Origin of the sequence: Mycolicibacterium lacusdiani (assembly GCF_021916785.1) — a bacterium.
Taxonomy (GTDB): domain Bacteria; phylum Actinomycetota; class Actinomycetes; order Mycobacteriales; family Mycobacteriaceae; genus Mycobacterium; species Mycobacterium lacusdiani.
On record NZ_JAKCFC010000001.1, the window covers coordinates 178,336 to 195,318 of the forward strand.

At 69.7% G+C, this 16,983-nt stretch carries 14 protein-coding genes and 1 riboswitch; of the genes, 12 read left to right on the forward strand and 2 right to left on the reverse strand.

Translation table 11 applies throughout. The annotated features are described in order from the left end of the window. The first annotated feature begins 64 nt into the window (after positions 1–64). From LOK44_RS00880 to gcvP, 12 genes are all read left to right on the forward strand, one after another. Positions 65–904, forward strand: a complete 840-nt coding sequence (locus tag LOK44_RS00880) for a GNAT family N-acetyltransferase (RefSeq protein WP_237568094.1) — start codon at positions 65–67, stop codon at positions 902–904. Positions 905–938: 34 nt separating this feature from the next. Further along, complete coding sequence (gene secA2, locus LOK44_RS00885; protein WP_308192686.1) at positions 939–3,305, forward strand: accessory Sec system translocase SecA2; 2,367 nt, start codon at positions 939–941, stop codon at positions 3,303–3,305. A 10-nt stretch (positions 3,306–3,315) separates the two neighbouring features. Beyond that, entirely contained in the window at positions 3,316–3,966 is a 651-nt protein-coding gene (locus LOK44_RS00890) for a CDP-alcohol phosphatidyltransferase family protein (RefSeq protein WP_372481176.1), read from the forward strand. A gap of 4 nt (positions 3,967–3,970) precedes the next feature. Next, complete coding sequence (locus LOK44_RS00895) at positions 3,971–4,879, forward strand: DUF881 domain-containing protein (protein ID WP_237568096.1); 909 nt, start codon at positions 3,971–3,973, stop codon at positions 4,877–4,879. A 10-nt stretch (positions 4,880–4,889) separates the two neighbouring features. Further along, complete coding sequence (locus LOK44_RS00900) at positions 4,890–5,222, forward strand: small basic family protein (RefSeq protein ID WP_237568097.1); 333 nt, start codon at positions 4,890–4,892, stop codon at positions 5,220–5,222. A 1-nt stretch (position 5,223) separates the two neighbouring features. Beyond that, positions 5,224–6,018, forward strand: coding sequence for a DUF881 domain-containing protein (locus tag LOK44_RS00905; protein ID WP_372481146.1), 795 nt, complete (start codon positions 5,224–5,226; stop codon positions 6,016–6,018). 49 nt (positions 6,019–6,067) lie between these two features. After that, positions 6,068–6,463 carry a glycine cleavage system protein GcvH gene (gcvH, locus tag LOK44_RS00910; protein ID WP_163917456.1) on the forward strand — a complete coding sequence of 132 codons (396 nt, stop codon included), beginning with the start codon at positions 6,068–6,070 and terminating at the stop codon, positions 6,461–6,463. Positions 6,464–6,635: 172 nt separating this feature from the next. Then, positions 6,636–7,067 (forward strand): glycogen accumulation regulator GarA, encoded by a 432-nt coding sequence (gene garA / locus LOK44_RS00915; RefSeq protein WP_237568914.1) that lies wholly within the window; start codon positions 6,636–6,638, stop codon positions 7,065–7,067. Continuing rightward, positions 7,067–7,810 carry a transcriptional regulator FtsR gene (ftsR, locus tag LOK44_RS00920; RefSeq protein ID WP_237568098.1) on the forward strand — a complete coding sequence of 248 codons (744 nt, stop codon included), beginning with the start codon at positions 7,067–7,069 and terminating at the stop codon, positions 7,808–7,810. The genes garA and ftsR overlap by 1 nt, the downstream gene beginning before the upstream one ends. A gap of 47 nt (positions 7,811–7,857) precedes the next feature. After that, positions 7,858–8,352: a bifunctional nuclease family protein gene (locus LOK44_RS00925; protein WP_163917454.1), complete on the forward strand. Its 495-nt coding sequence runs from the start codon at positions 7,858–7,860 to the stop codon at positions 8,350–8,352. Positions 8,353–8,575: 223 nt separating this feature from the next. Beyond that, positions 8,576–9,199 carry a MerR family transcriptional regulator gene (locus tag LOK44_RS00930; RefSeq protein WP_308192688.1) on the forward strand — a complete coding sequence of 208 codons (624 nt, stop codon included), beginning with the start codon at positions 8,576–8,578 and terminating at the stop codon, positions 9,197–9,199. Between the two features lie 71 nt (positions 9,200–9,270). Continuing rightward, a riboswitch (glycine riboswitch) is annotated at positions 9,271–9,368 on the forward strand. Between the two features lie 230 nt (positions 9,369–9,598). Beyond that, positions 9,599–12,430, forward strand: coding sequence for an aminomethyl-transferring glycine dehydrogenase (gene gcvP, locus LOK44_RS00935; RefSeq protein ID WP_308192689.1), 2,832 nt, complete (start codon positions 9,599–9,601; stop codon positions 12,428–12,430). Between the two features lie 84 nt (positions 12,431–12,514). Here gcvP and LOK44_RS00940 read toward each other — a convergent pair whose 3' ends face one another. Together LOK44_RS00940 and LOK44_RS00945 are read right to left on the reverse strand one after the other, a co-directional pair. Further along, on the reverse strand, positions 12,515–14,617 hold the full coding sequence (locus LOK44_RS00940) for a substrate-binding domain-containing protein (RefSeq protein ID WP_237568099.1): 2,103 nt from the start codon (positions 14,615–14,617) through the stop codon (positions 12,515–12,517). Positions 14,618–14,735: 118 nt separating this feature from the next. Next, complete coding sequence (locus LOK44_RS00945; protein WP_237568100.1) at positions 14,736–16,955, reverse strand: malate synthase G; 2,220 nt, start codon at positions 16,953–16,955, stop codon at positions 14,736–14,738. Between the last annotated feature and the right edge of the window lie 28 nt (positions 16,956–16,983).

Genomic DNA, 16,983 nt, shown 5'->3' on the forward strand with positions numbered 1-16,983 from the left:
CCGGAAACGGTTGCCGGCGGGGTAATCGGTCGACGGGCCGGGCCGTGCACGCCAAGCTGAACCCGTGCAGGTGCGGACACACGACTCGGCCGACGAATTCCGCGTATTGGCCGGGCCGGTCTACCGCCGCGACCCGATCGGCTCCACCGTCGAACTCGCCGGGCTCGCCGCGCCCGCGCTGCCGGCCGACGCGGTGCTGCTGACCGCGTGGGACGCCGGGCGCGTGGTCGGCGCCGCCGTCCAGACGCCGCCATATCCGCTCGCCTGCGGAGGACTACCGGACGGGGCCGTGGCGCCCGCGGTCGACGCGCTGGCCGACCGGACGCCGCGGTTGACGGCCACGCGCGGCCCGCTCGAGGTGGCCACCCGGTTCGCCGCGGCGTGGACGCAGCGCACCGGGGCGGTGGTCGCCGAGCGCACCGAGGAGCGCCTGCACGCCCTCGACCGGCTCGAGGCGCCGACCGTGGCGGGGGAGCACCGGACCCATCGGGCCTCGGACACCGACCTGCTCGCCGACTGGTCGGGCCGCTTCTTCGTCGAGGCGTTCGGCGTCGCGCCGCGGCCGATCGCCGACCACCGGGCGTTCGTCACCGCGCAGACGCGGGCGGGCGCGCGCTTCGTGCTCTGGCTGCGCGACGACCGGCCGGTCAGCATGGCCATGCTGCGGCCCACGGTGGCGGGCGTCGCACGCATCGGTCCGGTGTACACGCCCGACGCGGACCGTGGGCACGGCCACGGCTCGGCGGTGACGGCCGCGGCCGCTGCCATCGCCCTGGCGGGAGGCGCAGGGGACGTCGTGCTGTTCACCGACCTCGCCAACCCGGTGTCGAACGCGATCTACCGACGGATCGGCTTCCGCCCCGTCGGGGACTGGCTGGCGATCGAGTTCACGACGCGCCGGTGATGACCGGGCCCTCGCGCCGCGTATTTTGAAGCACGTGGCCAAGACTGCCGGCAAGACATCGCCAAAGACATCGCCCAAGACCCGTTCGTCGGGCCGCCTGAGCAACCGCTTCTGGAAGATGCTCGGCGCAAGCACCGACAAGGACCAAGCCGTTTCCATGGAGCTGGTCACGAAGTCGCTCGACTTCGACGACAAGGCCGCGGCACTCGACGACGAGCAGCTCCGCAAGGCAGCCAAGCTCCTCGAGCTCGGCGACCTGGCCGAGTCGTCCGACATCCCGCAGTTCCTCGCCATCGCCCGCGAGGCGTCGGAGCGGGCGACCACGCTGCGCCCATTCGACGTCCAGCTGCTCGGTGCGCTGCGCATGCTGGCGGGCGACGTGGTCGAGATGGCCACCGGTGAGGGCAAGACGCTCGCCGGGGCGATTGCGGCAGCCGGGTACGCCATCGCGGGCCGCAGCGTGCACGTCATCTCGGTCAACGACTACCTGGCTCGACGCGACGCCGAGTGGATGGGCCCGCTGCTCGAGGCCATGGGACTGACCGTCGGCTGGATCACCGCCGAGTCCACACCGGAGGAGCGGCGCACCGCCTACGGGTGCGACGTGACCTACGCGTCGGTCAACGAAATCGGCTTCGACGTGCTGCGCGATCAGCTGGTCACCGACGTCGCCGACCTGGTGTCGCCGCACCCGGACGTGGCGCTGATCGACGAAGCCGACTCCGTGCTCGTCGACGAGGCACTGGTTCCGCTGGTGCTGGCGGGCACCACGCACCGCGAGACGCCGCGGCTCGAGGTCATCCGGCTGGTCGGGGAGCTCGTCTCCGGCAAGGACTACGACTCCGACGCCGACCGCCGCAACGTGCACCTGACCGACGAGGGCGCCCGCAAGCTGGAGAAGGCGCTCGGCGGCATCGACATCTACTCCGAGGAGCACGTCAGCACGACGCTCACCGAGGTGAACGTGGCGCTGCACGCCCACGTCCTGCTGCAGCGCGACGTGCACTACATCGTGCGCGACGACCGCGTGCAGCTGATCAACGCCTCCCGCGGTCGCATCGCCGCGCTGCAGCGGTGGCCCGACGGGCTGCAGGCGGCCGTCGAGGCCAAGGAGGGCATCGCGCCCACCGAGACCGGCGAGGTCCTCGACACCATCACCGTGCAGGCGCTGATCAACCGGTATCCCCGGGTGTGCGGCATGACGGGCACCGCGCTGGCGGCCGGCGAGCAGCTGCGCCAGTTCTACAAGCTCGGCGTGTCCCCGATCCCGCCGAACACGCCCAACATCCGCGAGGACGACGACGACCGGGTGTACATCACCGCGGCCGCCCGCAACGCGGCCGTGGCCGAGCACATCGCGACCGTGCACGAGACCGGTCAGCCCGTGCTGGTCGGCACCCGCGACGTCGCCGAGTCCGAGGAACTCCACGAGCGTCTGGTCAAGCGCGGCATCCCTGCCGTGGTGCTCAACGCCAAGAACGATGCCGAGGAAGCCGCCGTCATCGCCGAGGCAGGGACGCTGGGCAAGGTCACCGTCTCGACGCAGATGGCGGGCCGCGGCACCGACATCCGGCTCGGCGGGTCCGATGTAGACGGCCACTCCGCCCTGAAGGGAGAGGTGGCGGAGCTCGGCGGCCTGCACGTCATCGGCACCGGACGCCATCACACCGAGCGGCTGGACAATCAGCTGCGCGGTCGTGCCGGGCGCCAAGGCGACCCCGGCTCGTCGGTGTTCTTCGCCAGCTGGGAGGACGACGTCGTCGTCGCCAATCTCGAGCAGCAGAAACTGCCGATGCAGACCGACGAGGACGGCCGGATCGTGCACGAGAAGGCGGCCCAGCTGCTCGGTCACGCGCAGCGCGTCGCCGAGGGCAAGCTGCTCGACGTGCACGCCAACACCTGGCGGTACAACCAGCTGGTGGCCCAGCAGCGGTCGATCATCTCGGAGCGGCGGGAGAAGCTGCTGCGCACCGACACCGCGCGTCAGGAACTCGCGGAGCGTTCCCCGAAGCGCTACGAACTGCTGCTCGAGGAGATCGGCGAGGAGCGGCTGGAGCGCATCTGCCGGCTGATCATGCTCTACCACCTGGACCGCGGCTGGGCCGATCACCAGGCGTACCTGTCCGACGTCCGGGAGAGCATCCACCTTCGCGCACTCGGTCGGCAGAATCCGCTCGACGAGTTCCATCGCCTGGCCGTCGATGCGTTCGGCTCGCTGGCTGCCGACGCGATCGAGGCCGCTCAGCAGACGTTCGAGACCGCGAACGTCACCGAGGACGAGCCCGGCCTGGACCTGTCGAAGCTGGCGCGGCCCACGTCGACGTGGACGTACATGATTCACGACAACCCGTTGGCGGACGACTCGATGTCGGCGCTGAGCCTGCCGGGAGTGTTCCGCTAGGTTCATGGCCATGGGTCCGGCGGGCAGGAGCGAAGCGACCGGGGGATCGGGTCCGGCGGGCAGGAACGCGAGGATCGGCGATCGCATCCTGACGATCCCGAACGTGCTCAGCGTCGTCCGTCTGATCCTGGTCCCGGTCTTCCTGTACCTGCTGCTGGTCGCACACTCATACGCGCCCGCGGTGGCGGTGCTGATGTTCAGCGGCGCCTCCGACTGGGCCGACGGCAAGATCGCACGGCTCTACGACAACCAGTCCTCGCGGCTCGGGGAGCTCCTCGACCCGGCGGTCGACCGGATCTACATGTTCGCCGTGCCGGTGGCGTTCGCGGCGGCGCACATCGTCCCGTGGTGGCTGGTGCTGGTGCTGATCGGTCGAGACGCCGTGCTGGCCACGACGCTGCCGATGCTGCGGACCCGCGGGCTGACCGCGCTGCCGGTGACCTACCTCGGCAAGGCCGCGACGTTCGCGCTGATGTCCGGCTTCCCGCTGATTCTGCTGGGCCAGTGGGACGCGCTGTGGAGTCGCGTGGTGCTGGCCGTCGGGTCGGCGTTCGTGATCTGGGGGCTGGCGCTGTACCTGTGGTCGGGGGTGCTGTACCTGATCCAGGTCGGCATGGTGATGCGTCGGCTGCCGCGCCATTCGGTGCCGGGGAAAGCCTGACCTGATGTCCGGCGACGAGCGTGCGCTCGGCGGCTTCAGTCGCGACGCCGGCCGAAATGCCCACGAGGCCGACGCCCCGACGCTGCTCCCGGTGCCGTCACTGCTGCGCTCACTGCTCTCCGACCACCTCGACCCCGGCTATGCGGCCGCGGCCGAGAAGTCGGGCGGCCGCCCGCGGCGCCGCGGCGTCGAGTGGGCCTGGCAGCTCGCCGCCGGGCTGGCGGTCGCCGCCGTGCTCGCGACTGCCGCGGCACAGGCCCAGTCGGTGGCACCTGCGACCCGCGAGACGCAGCACGTGCTGGCCGACGGCGTGCGGACCGCCCAGGAGTCGACGAACGCGGTCGCCGCCCAGCGCTCGTCGTTGGCCGCCCGGGTCGAGGACGAACGGCGCACGCGCCTCGAGGGTGACGAACAGGGCCGCGTGCTGCTCGACCGCCTCGACGACGCCGAGTTCGCGGCCGCTGCCACGCCCGTACACGGTCCGGGGCTCACCGTCACCGCGACCGAACCCGGTACCTCGCGCGACCTCTCCGACGTGTCCAAGCAGCGCATCCCGGGCGGCAGGCAGGCGATCCTCGACCGGGATCTGCAGCTGGTGGTGAACTCGCTGTGGGCCAGTGGCGCGGAGGCGATCGCGGTCGGTGGGATCCGGATCGGGCCCAACGTGACGATTCGGCAGGCGGGCGGCGGCATCCTCGTCGACAATCAGCCGATCAGCAGCCCGTACGAGGTCAACGCGATCGGGCCGCCGCACGCAATGCAGGACGTCTTCGACCGCAGCCCGGGTCTGCAGCGCCTGCGGCTGCTGGAGGCGTCCTACGGGGTCGGCGTCAACGTGAGCGCCGCCGACGACCTGACCGTCGAGCCGGGTGCCGTGCGCGACCTCGGCTTCGCCAAACCGGTGGGCCAGTGATCGGAGTCGAATGATCGGAATCGCCGCACTCGTCATCGGGATCGTGCTCGGGCTGGTCTTCCACCCGAGCGTGCCCGACGTCATCCAGCCGTACCTGCCGATCGCGGTGGTCGCCGCCCTCGATGCGGTGTTCGGCGGTCTGCGGGCGTACCTGGAGCGCATCTTCGACTCCAAGGTGTTCGTGATCTCGTTCGTGTTCAACGTCCTGGTCGCGGCGATCATCGTGTTCGTCGGCGACCAACTCGGCGTGGGCACGCAGCTGTCGACGGCGATCATCGTCGTGCTCGGCATCCGGATCTTCGGCAACGCCGCCGCCCTGCGGCGCAGGTTGTTCGGGGCGTGACGTGAACGAGCATCACGGCAAGCACGAGCTGCCGCCGCACCACGCGTCCCCGCCGATCGGGGATCTGCAACCGGCGGGCGTGGCAGGCGTGCTCCGGCGGGGGAGGTCGCAGCTCCTGTTCGGGACGCTGGCGGTGCTGCTGTGCCTGCTGCTCGGCATCGCGATCGCCACGCAGGCCCACCAGACCGACTCGGGTGACTCGCTGGAGAACGCCAGGCCCGCCGATCTGCTGGTGCTGCTGGACTCGCTGCAGCAGCGCGAGGCCGCGCTCAACACCGAGGTCGCCGATCTGCAGCGCACGCTGACGGCGCTGGAGACGTCCGGCAGCGACGACGCCGCCGCGATCGCCAACGCCCGCGACCGCCTGGCCGCGCTGTCGATCCTGATCGGCACGGTCGCGGCCACCGGGCCGGGGGTCACGCTGACCATCGAGGACGACGCACCTGGGGTGTCGCCGGAGACGATGCTCGACGTCGTCAACGAGCTGCGCGCCGCGGGTGCGGAGGCGATGGAGATAGCAACGCCCGCGGGCACGAAGATCAGGGTGGGCGTGGACACCTGGGTGGTCGGCGTGCCGGGCGCGCTGGTGGTCGACGGCATCACGATCAATCCGCCGTATACGGTTCTCGCGATTGGCGATCCGGCGACGCTGGCCGCCGCGATGAACATCCCCGGCGGGGCGATGGACAGCGTCGAACGGGTCGGCGGCACAATGACCGTGCAGCAGACCGACACGGTCGACGTGACCGCCTTGCGGCAACCGAAACCCCGCCAATACGCTCAGCCGGTCAAGTGAGGCCCGACGGCCTCGCCGGTGACACCGAGCGACGAGAACAAGGAGCGCCGTGAGCGAGACCCCGTCCGACCTGTCCTACACCTCCGACCACGAGTGGGTCCGACTCACCGGGGACGACACCGTACGGGTGGGCATCACCGACTACGCGCAGTCCGCGCTGGGCGACGTGGTGTTCGTCGACCTCCCGGCGGTCGGCGACGAGGTCACGGCGGGCAACGAGTTCGGCAACGTCGAGTCGACCAAGTCGCAGTCGGAGCTCTACGCGCCCATCACCGCCAAAGTGGTTGCGGTGAACGAGGATCTGGCCGACTCCCCGGAACTGGTCAATTCCGACCCGTACGGCGGTGGTTGGCTCATCGACCTGCAGGTCGACCCGGACGCCATCGAGGAGGCCATGTCGGCTTTGCTCGACGCCGACGGGTACCGTGCCACTCTCGACGAATGAGGAATTCCGGCGGTGGTGGACCCACCGGCATACGCCTCACGGTACGGTCGAGTACGTCCCATTACGGTCGCCCGCAGTACGGGGTGGCCAGGCAGACATCGCCACAGCAGCCAGTTAGGAGCAGCGCGTGACGGATAACAGCACCAGTTCGGGAGCCGACTCCAACGAGGAAATGACGGTCGAGACGACCTCGGTCTTCCGGGCCGACTTCCTCAACGAGTTGGACGCCCCGGCCTCGTCGGGCACCGAGGGTTCGGTCTCTGGGGTCGAAGGGTTGCCGACGGGCTCGGCGTTGCTGGTCGTCAAGCGCGGCCCGAATGCGGGATCTCGATTCCTGCTCGACCAGGCGACCACGTCGGCGGGCCGGCATCCAGACAGCGACATCTTCCTCGACGACGTGACGGTGAGCCGCAGGCACGCCGAGTTCCGTCTCGAGACCGGCGAGTTCCAGGTCGTCGACGTCGGCAGCCTCAACGGCACCTACGTCAACCGCGAACCCGTCGACTCGGCGGTGCTCTCCAACGGCGACGAGGTGCAGATCGGCAAGTTCCGGTTGGTCTTCCTGACCGGGCCCAAGAGCGACGACGGCAGCTCGAGCGGCTAGTGACCGCCCCCGACACCCCTGCGTTCGCCGGGATGTCGATCGGGGCGGTCCTCGACCTGCTGCGACCCGACTTCCCGGATGTGACCATCTCCAAGATCCGGTTCTTGGAGGCCGAAGGGTTGGTCACGCCGGAACGCACTCCGTCGGGGTATCGGCGCTTCACCGCCTATGACTGCGCGCGGCTGCGGTTCGTCCTGACAGCTCAGCGCGATCACTATCTGCCGCTGAAGGTCATCAAGGCGCAACTCGACGAGCAACCCGACGGCGAACTGCCCACGGTCGGTTCGGCTTACGCCGCGCCACGCCTGGTTCCCGTGTCGAACGCTCGCGCCGACGGGATGGGTACCGACGCGGCGTCGGTCGCGCGTACTCCTGCCCGGCTCAGCCGCGAGGACCTGCTCGCGCGGTCCGGCGTCGACGAGGCCCTGCTCGGATCGCTAGTGAAGGCCGGCGTCATCAAGCCGGGCGCGGCGGGGTTCTTCGACGAGTACGCGGTGGTGACGGCGCAGTGCGCCAAGGCCCTCGCCGAGTACGGCGTGGAACCGCGGCACCTACGCGCGTTCCGGTCCGCGGCCGACCGGCAGTCGGACCTGATCGCACAGATTGCGGGACCGGTGGACAAGGCCCGCCGGGAGGGTGCACGAGACCGGGCGGACGATCTGGCGCGTGAGGTGGCTGCTCTGGCGATCACGTTGCACACCTCGCTGATCAAGTCCGCCGTGCGCGACGTTCTGGATCGCTGAGGACTAGACTCGGATCGACGATCTGAGGGTGCGGAGGGCAGGCACAGATGGGCGAGGTTCGCGTGGTCGGCATTCGGATCGAACAGCCGCAGAACCAACCGGTCCTGTTGCTGCGCGAGTCGAATGGCGACCGTTATCTACCGATCTGGATCGGTCAGACCGAGGCCACGGCCATCGCGCTGGAACAGCAGGGCGTGGAACCCGCGCGGCCGCTGACCCACGACCTGATCCGCGATCTGATCACCGCGCTCGGGCATTCGCTCAAGGAGGTGCGGATCGTCGACCTCCAGGAGGGCACGTTCTACGCCGACCTCGTCTTCGACCGCGACATCACGGTGTCGGCGCGGCCGTCGGACTCGGTGGCGATCGCCCTCCGCGTCGGCGTGCCGATCTACGTCGAGGAGGCGGTGCTGGCCGAGGCCGGCCTGCTGATCCCCGACGAGGACGACGAAGAGGGCACCGGCGCCGTCCGCGAGGACGAGGTGGAGAAGTTCAAGGAGTTCCTGGATTCGGTGTCACCCGACGACTTCAAGGCCACCTGACGCCCGTTGGTCACGGATGCGTCTCATCTGGCCGACGAGCTTCGACACGCGGCGCATGTTTCCAGAATCCACGTGCCGGGCAGCCATACTCGGATCAGACTTCAGTCATTCAAGGGCCCGGCCGGGAGCGTATGCTCGACACACTCGAGCTTGAGCAACCGTGCTGCGTCGGAGTTCCGGCTGCGGCGCACGAAGCGGGTTCGATTCGGCGAGAGGATGGGCAGTGGGCGACACGCCACGTCAAGGAGAGTTGGATTCGACTTCCGATGGCGCGCACACGCAGGCCCCACCGGCCGTCGTGAACGAACCCGTGCAGGGTCGCCTCTTCCCGGATGACTCGGTGCCCGACGAACTCGTCGGCTACCGCGGACCCAGCGCATGCCAGATCGCGGGCATCACCTACCGCCAGCTGGACTACTGGGCAAGGACGTCGCTGGTAGTGCCGTCGATCCGCAGCGCAGCAGGCTCGGGCAGCCAGCGCCTGTATTCGTTCAAGGACATCCTGGTCCTCAAGATCGTGAAGCGACTGCTCGACACCGGCATCTCGCTGCACAACATCCGCGTCGCGGTCGACCACCTGCGTCAGCGCGGTGTGCAGGACCTCGCCAACATCACGCTGTTCTCCGACGGCACCACCGTCTACGAGTGCACGTCGGCCGAAGAGGTCGTCGACCTCCTCCAAGGCGGCCAGGGCGTCTTCGGCATCGCCGTCTCGGGCGCCATGCGCGAGCTGACCGGTGCGATCGCGGACTTCCCCGGCGAGCGCGCCGACGGCGGCGAGTCGATCGCCGCACCCGAGGACGAACTGGCCTCGCGCCGCAAGAGCCGCGACCGCAAGATCGGCTGACCGACGCGGCTGCCGTTCACGGCCGCCGCGGACGCGGGCAACCCGACCGTTCGGTAGACTCGACCTGCATCGTCCCCCTTGCGGGAGAGTTCCGTCGTCGCCAGCGACGGGCGCCGAAGGAGCAATACCTCTCCATCAACCTCTCAGGCACAAGGACCGCTTGGGGCCCCGATGCCTCTGGAAAGTGGTGTGCCGGCACGTCCGGCCCGCCCGCCCATGGGGAAAGGCGCCGCAACACCGAGGCAGAGACGCCTCAGACGCCGAATCTCTCAGGCGCCCGGTACGGGTCGACGACAGAGGGGGAGGACCGCGAGCGGTTCTGGGTAGCGCCCTGCGCCCCCGTGTCGAAATGAGGCCCACGTGTCCGGTAGCCATCCCCATCCCTCGAACGAGCATCACGTGCCCCGGTTCGCCGACCGTCACATCGGTCCGGATGCCGACGCGGTCGCGACCATGCTCGACGTCATCGGAGTCGAATCGCTCAGCGAACTCGCCGAGAAGGCACTGCCCGCAGGCATTCTCGATGCGCTGACCACCGAGGGCCTCGCACCTGGCCTCGACGACCTGCCCGCCCCCGCGACCGAGGAGCAGGCGCTGGCCGAACTCCGCGAGCGCGCGGAGTCGAACACCGTCGCGGTGTCGATGATCGGGCAGGGCTACTTCGACACGCTGACCCCGGCCGTGCTGCGCCGCAACATCCTCGAGAACCCCGCCTGGTACACCGCGTACACGCCGTACCAGCCGGAGATCAGTCAGGGCCGCCTCGAGGCGCTGCTGAACTTCCAGACCATGGTCGAGGACCTGACCGGCCTCGAGGTCGCCAACGCGTCGATGCTCGACGAGGCCACCGCGGCCGCCGAGGCGATGACGCTCATGCAGCGAGCGGTGAAGCGTTCGGTCAACCGCCTCGCCGTCGACTCCGACGTCTACCCGCAGACCGCGGCCGTCATCGAGACGCGGGCCAAGCCGCTCGGCATCGAGGTCGTCACGGCCGATCTGCGCAACGGCCTGCCCGATGGCGACTTCTTCGGCGTGATCGTGCAGTCGCCCGGCGCCAGCGGCTGCGTGACCGACTGGAGCGGGCTCGTCGAGCAGGCCCACGAGCGCGGCGCGCTGGTGGCCGTCGGCGCGGACCTGCTGGCGATGACGCTGCTCACCCCGCCCGGTGACATCGGTGCCGACGTCGCGTTCGGCACCACCCAGCGGTTCGGCGTTCCGATGGGCTTCGGCGGCCCGCACGCCGGCTACCTCGCCGTGCACACCAAGCACGCGCGCCAGCTGCCCGGTCGCCTCGTCGGCGTCTCCGTCGACGCCGACGGCTCACCCGCCTACCGCCTGGCTCTGCAGACCCGCGAGCAGCACATCCGCCGCGACAAGGCCACCAGCAACATCTGCACCGCTCAGGTGCTCCTGGCCGTCATGGCCGCGATGTACGCCAGCTACCACGGCTCCGACGGACTGACCGCGATCGCGCACCGCGTGCACGGCCACGCGCTCGGCATCGCGACGGGACTCGAGACGGCGGGCGTGGAGGTCGTGCACGACGCGTTCTTCGACACCGTGCTGGCCCGCGTGCCCGGCCGCGCCGAGCAGGTGCGCGCCGCAGCCAAGGAGCGCGGCATCAACGTGTGGCTGGTCGACGCCGACCACGTCTCCGTGTCGTGTGACGAGGCCACCACCGCCCAGCACGTCGAGCACGTCCTCGAGGCGTTCGGCGCCACCCGCGGCGGACAGCACTGGCGCGGGCCCGCGGTGCACACCCGCTCGTCGGAGTTCCTGACGCATCCCGCGTTCACCCGGTACCGCACGGAGACCGAGATGATGCGGTACCTGCGTTCGCTGTCGGACAAGGACATCGCGTTGGACCGCAGCATGATCCCGCTGGGCTCGTGCACGATGAAGCTCAACGCGGCGGCCGAGATGGAGCCCATCACGTGGCCCGAGTTCGCCCGTCAGCACCCGTTCGCGCCGGCCTCGGACACCCCGGGTCTGCGCTCGATGATCGCCGAACTCGAGACCTGGCTGACCAAGCTGACCGGCTACGACTCGGTGTCGCTGCAACCGAACGCCGGTTCCCAGGGCGAGTACGCCGGCCTGCTGGCCATCCAGGCCTACCACCTCAGCCGGGGTGACGAGCAGCGCAACATCTGCCTGATCCCGTCCAGCGCCCACGGCACCAACGCTGCGTCCGCGGCACTGGCGGGGATGCGGGTCGTGGTCGTCGCGTGCCGGGAGAACGGCGACGTGGACCTCGACGACCTGCGCGCCAAGATCGCCGAGCACGCGGACGCCATTGCAGCGCTGATGATCACGTACCCGTCGACCCACGGCGTGTTCGAACAGGACGTCGAGGCGATCTGCGCCGCAGTGCACGACGTCGGCGGCCAGGTTTACGTCGACGGCGCCAACCTCAACGCACTGGTCGGTCTTGCCCGGCCAGGCAAGTTCGGCGGCGACGTCAGCCACCTCAACCTGCACAAGACGTTCTGCATCCCGCACGGCGGGGGAGGCCCTGGCGTCGGCCCGGTGGCCGTCCGCTCGCATCTGACCCCGTTCCTGCCGGGCCACCCGCTGGCCGAGGAACTCTCCGACACGTACACCGTCTCGGCGGCACCGTACGGGTCGGCGTCGATCCTGCCGATCACCTGGATGTACATCCGCATGATGGGAGCCCCGGGCCTGCGGGCGGCGACGCTGACGGCGATCGCGTCGGCCAACTACGTTGCGCGCCGCCTCGACGAGTACTACCCGGTGCTCTACACCGGCGAGAAGGGCATGGTCGCCCATGAGTGCATCCTCGACCTGCGAGGCATCACGAAGAACACCGGCGTGACGGTCGACGACGTGGCGAAGCGCTTGGCCGACTACGGGTTCCACGCTCCGACGATGAGCTTCCCGGTGGCGGGCACGTTGATGGTAGAGCCCACCGAGAGCGAGAGCCTCAACGAGGTCAACGCGTTCTGCGAGGCGATGATCGCGATCCGCGCCGAGATCGACCAGGTGGGGTCCGGGGCATGGCCGGTGGACGACAACCCGCTGCGCGGCGCCCCGCACACCGCGGAGTCGCTGCTCGTCGACGAGTGGACGCACCCGTACAGCCGCCAGCAGGCCGCCTACCCGCTGGGCAAGGCGTACCGCGCCAAGGTGTGGCCGCCCGTGCGTCGCATCGACAGCGCGTACGGCGACCGCAATCTAGTGTGTTCCTGCCCGCCGGTCGAAGCCTTCGCCTGACCCCCGCGAACGTCGGTTACCGCCACGCCATTCGACAGAAGGCGTGGCGGTAACCGACGTTCGGCGCGAAGTGCGGGAAAGGGGTCAGCCGAGGGCGCCGGTGAGCGCCGAGGCGAGTTCGGGCCCGGTGGAGGCATTCAGGTTGGTGTAGGTGCCGCCGGTGATCTGCGACACCGCCTCCCACGTGGCCCGGTCCGGGTCGGCGCCGAAGTCGACGACGTCCACCGCGACCGGCCGACCCTGCTGGAAGGCGCCACGCACGAAGTCCTGCAGGCCCGCACCGTCGAGTGACTGATCGGTGTGCGGCCCCGAAGTGATCACCAGGATCGAATTCGGTTGTCCCTCGCGGTAGTTCGCCATCGCCTCGTTGAAGACGAGCCGCATCGTCGTGAACGACACCGCACCGCCGTTCGACGCGGACTGGCCGCGCAGGTTGTCGGCCAGCACCGTCGAGCGCGGCTGTCCACCGACCTGGTCGCTCAGCGGTCCGAGCGGAACTTCCGACCGGCCCGCCACGCCGTCGAACGTCCACAGGCCCAGCGCCGCGGTGGGCGGCAGGGCCCGGACGCGCTCCTCTAGCGCGGCGGTGACGTTGTCGAGGCGGCTGCGGCCGCCTTCGTCGGCGCTCATCGACTGGTCGAGCATGATCGTCACGGCCGGGCTCTGGGCGGGCGACGCGACGGCCTCGGCCAGCGTGGCGCGGGTCGCGTTGTCTCCGGTGGCGACGGGTGCGCCCAGCTCACCAAAGTCGACGACGTCACTCGCGGGCGTCTCGCTGCCCTCGGCGCGGAAGCCGGCCTTCGCGAACTCGGCGAGCGCCTCGGGCTTGCGCAGGAAGCGTGCGAATTCGCTGGCCGCACTGACCTGTTCCTGGGAGAGCCAGTCACCCGACATCAGCACGGTGGGGTAGTCGGCGATCGCCGCGGGGCCCGACGGGAGCCAGCCCGTCAGCTTGTCCTTGGCATCGGAGAGGGACGCGCCCCGCTGAAAGAGTTGCTGCTCGGTGACGGCGACCGCGTGCACGGCCGAGGCTGCCGGGTCGCTGCCCGCCAGCAGTGCGTCGAGTGCCGTGGACGCCTTGTCGTCGGCCAGTTCCGGTTGGCCGGCCAACAGCGTGTTGATCGCCGACGCACCTGCGGTGGGTGGGGCGCCGCGCGGCGCAGCGGCCACGGCGACGGCCTCGGACGCGAGGTACGTGGCGTCGGCGTCACCCGACCGCGGCAGGGCCAGGCGAAGCGCACCCCAGCCCGAGAGGTCGAGTCCGTCCAGCGCCGTGGCGTTGCTCTGCAGGCCGGGCAGGGCAGCCCAATTCCGATCTGCGAGAGCGGCCTTCAGCTCGGGACGTACGGCCAGCACTACCGGTGAGGTGACGAGCGACCGGCTGTCGCTGACCGTGGCGGCGCCTGCGGCCGTCTCGAGCCGCGCCTCCGACATCGAACTCGCCGGGATCCACAGCGCAGGCCGCTCACCGAGGTCAGCCGGCCACTCGCCGGTGAAGCCGCCGACCACCTGATCGGAGTCGGCGGGGCGGACGCCGACCTTCACGCATTTGTCGCCCACCGGCGCGGCGGATTCGTTGTACTGGTCGGCGACGGTCTGCACCTGCTCGGCGACGGACGCGTCGGCGATGACCGCGACGGCGACCTCACCCTCGACGCAGCGGGCGGCAGACACCTCCGACCGGTTGGACAGGGCGTCACCGAAGAAGCGCCACATGATGACTCCGGCGACGACGACCACGACGGTCACCAGCGCGACGATCACGCCGACGCTGACGCCGCGCCGCTTCGGGGTGACCGCGCGGTGGCTTCCCGTCCACTCGCCACCGTCCCAGTCGCCGCCGTGCGCGGGGCCGGTCGACGGCGGCCGGGAGGTGGACGCGAACGCGCGCGTCGGCGACTCGTCGCCCGCGGCGTCGAATCTGGTCGTGGTGTCGTCGAAGGTGGCTGCGTCGTCGAAACGGGAGTCGTCGGACTCGGCGTCGCGCTGGGACTGCCAGTACCCGTCGTCGCGGTAGTCGGGTCCCTCGTCGTCCGGGTCGCCATATGGCGGACGGTCGGGCTCCGGCGAATCGAATTCGTCTGCGCCGTAACGGCTTTCGGCGAAGTCGTCAGCCCGATCGCCGGGACGGTCGGCCCCGGGCTGCTGATCCGACTCGTCGGGGTCGGGAATGCTGTGCCTGCCCATTCCTAACCCCTGTGCTCCTTCTGCTCGCGCGTCTTCTGCTTGCTCGTCATGAGACTCGTTGCACCACCGAACAGGGTCGCGTCGGGGCGACCGGTCACTCGGCTCCGCCGAAGTCTAGTCACACGCCGGCGTGACGTGCCTTGAACTCGCGGCGGCGGCGATGCAGGATCGGCTCGGTGTAGCCGCTGGGCTGCTGGGTACCGGACAGGATCAGCTCCTCGGCCGCCTGGAAGGCGATGCTCGCGTCCGGATCGGCTGCCATCGGCAGGTAGTCGCGGGAGTTGGCGTTCTGCTCGTCGACCACCGCGGCCATCCGGCGCAGGCTGGCCTTGACGTCCTCGGCGGTGATGACGCCGTGGCGCAGCCAGTTGGCCAGCAGTTGGCTGGAGATGCGCAGGGTGGCGCGGTCCTCCATCAGCGCGACGTCGTGGATGTCGGGCACCTTCGAGCAGCCGACGCCCGCCTCGACCCAGCGGACCACGTAGCCGAGGATCGACTGGCAGTTGTTGTCGACCTCCTCGCGGATCTCCTCGGGCGCCCAGGCGAGTTCCTTGGCCAGCGGGATCGTCAGCAGTTCGTCGATGCTGGTGCGGGTCTTGCCTGCCAGTTCCTTCTGCACCGCGAACACGTCCACCTGGTGGTAGTGCATCGCGTGCAGCGTGGCGGCGGTCGGCGACGGCACCCACGCGGTGGTCGCGCCCGCCTTGGGCTGCCCGATCTTCTGTTCGACCATGTCGGCCATGAGTTCGGTCATCGCCCACATGCCCTTGCCGATCTGCGCGCGGCCCGAGAGCCCGGTCGCGAGACCGACGTCGACGTTGGCGTCCTCGTAGGCCTTGATCCATGGCTGCGACTTCATCGCGCCCTTGCGGATCATCGGCCCGGCTTCCATCGACGTGTGGATCTCGTCGCCGGTGCGGTCCAGGAAGCCGGTGTTGATGAAGACCACGCGGTCGGCGGCGGCCTTGATGCACGCCTTGAGGTTGAGCGTCGTGCGCCGTTCCTCGTCCATGATGCCGACCTTGAGCGTGCCCTGCGGCAGGTTCAGGACGTCCTCGACGCGGCTGAACAGCTCGCAGGTGAACGCCACCTCGTCGGGCCCGTGCATCTTGGGCTTCACGATGTACACCGATCCGGTGCGGCTGTTGGCGTGCGGGCCGCTGGCGCCGTCGTCGACGGATCCGTCGCGCAGTCCGTGGATGGCGATCAGGCCCGTGAACAGGGCGTCTTGAATGCCCTCGAACACCTCGCGGCCCTCGGCGTCGACGATCGCGTCGTTGGTCATCAGGTGTCCGACATTGCGGACGAAGAGCAGGCTGCGGCCGGGCAGGACCAGCTCACCGCCGTCGGGGGCGGTGTAGGTGCGGTCGTCGTTCAGCACCCGCGTGAACGACTTGTCGCCCTTGCTGACCTCTTCGGACAGGTCGCCGCGGTTCAGGCCGAGCCAGTTGCGGTAGCCGAGCACCTTGTCGTCGGCGTCGACGGCGGCCACGGAATCCTCGAAGTCCATGATCGTCGTGATCGCCGACTCCAGGACGACGTCCTTGATGCCCGCCTGGTCGGTGGAGCCGACGGGGGAGTCGGCGTCGACGAGGATCTCGACGTGCAAGCCGTTGTTGGCCAGCAGGACCGACGTCGGCGCATCGGGTTCGCCGAGGTAGCCGACGAACTGGGCGGGCTCGGCGAGGGCAACCGAGTCGTCGCCCCGGGCGACCGACAGTCGACCGTCGTCGACGGTGAGGGCCGTGATGTCCGACCACGACCCACTGGCAAGCGGAACGGCCTGGTCGAGGAACTCGCGGGCGTAGGCGATCACTTTGTCGCCGCGGACGTGGTTGTAGCTGCTGCCCTTTTCGGCCCCGTCTGCCTCGGGGATGACGTCGGTGCCGTAGAGCGCGTCGTACAGCGAGCCCCACCGCGCGTTGGCGGCGTTGAGCGCGAAGCGGGCGTTGAGGATCGGGACGACGAGCTGCGGCCCGGCGGTCTTGGTGATCTCGTCGTCGACGCCGGAGGTGGTGACGGTGAAGTCCTCGGGCTCGGGCAGCAGGTAGCCGATCTCGGTGAGGAACTGCTTGTAGGCCTCGAGGTTCACCGGCTCGATGACGCGCTGGCGATGCCACTTGTCGATCTGGGCCTGCAGTTCGTCGCGTCGCGACAGGAGGTCCTGGTTCCGAGGGCCAAGGTCGGCGACCACCTTGTCCACGCCTGCCCAGAAGCTGTCGGCGTCCAGACCGGTGCCGGGCAGCGCCTCGTTGGTGATGAAGTCGTACAGCACCTTGGCAACCCGCAGACTGCCGACGGACACGCGTTCGCTGCCGGGCGTGGTGGGCTCACTCATGATTCTCCTCCTGAAGCGTCGATCAAGC

What these genes read in the sequence shown, in the direction of transcription:
- LOK44_RS00890 (WP_372481176.1), top strand. Translation starts at nt 3,316, where the DNA reads ATGGGTCCGGCGGGCAGGAGCGAAGCGACCGGGGGATCGGGTCCGGCG.
- LOK44_RS00895 (WP_237568096.1), top strand. Translation starts at nt 3,971, where the DNA reads ATGTCCGGCGACGAGCGTGCGCTCGGCGGCTTCAGTCGCGACGCCGGC.
- LOK44_RS00900 (WP_237568097.1), top strand. Translation starts at nt 4,890, where the DNA reads ATGATCGGAATCGCCGCACTCGTCATCGGGATCGTGCTCGGGCTGGTC.
- garA (WP_237568914.1), top strand. Translation starts at nt 6,636, where the DNA reads ATGACGGTCGAGACGACCTCGGTCTTCCGGGCCGACTTCCTCAACGAG.
- LOK44_RS00925 (WP_163917454.1), top strand. Translation starts at nt 7,858, where the DNA reads ATGGGCGAGGTTCGCGTGGTCGGCATTCGGATCGAACAGCCGCAGAAC.
- LOK44_RS00940 (WP_237568099.1), bottom strand. Translation starts at nt 14,617, where the DNA reads ATGGGCAGGCACAGCATTCCCGACCCCGACGAGTCGGATCAGCAGCCC.
- LOK44_RS00945 (WP_237568100.1), bottom strand. Translation starts at nt 16,955, where the DNA reads ATGAGTGAGCCCACCACGCCCGGCAGCGAACGCGTGTCCGTCGGCAGT.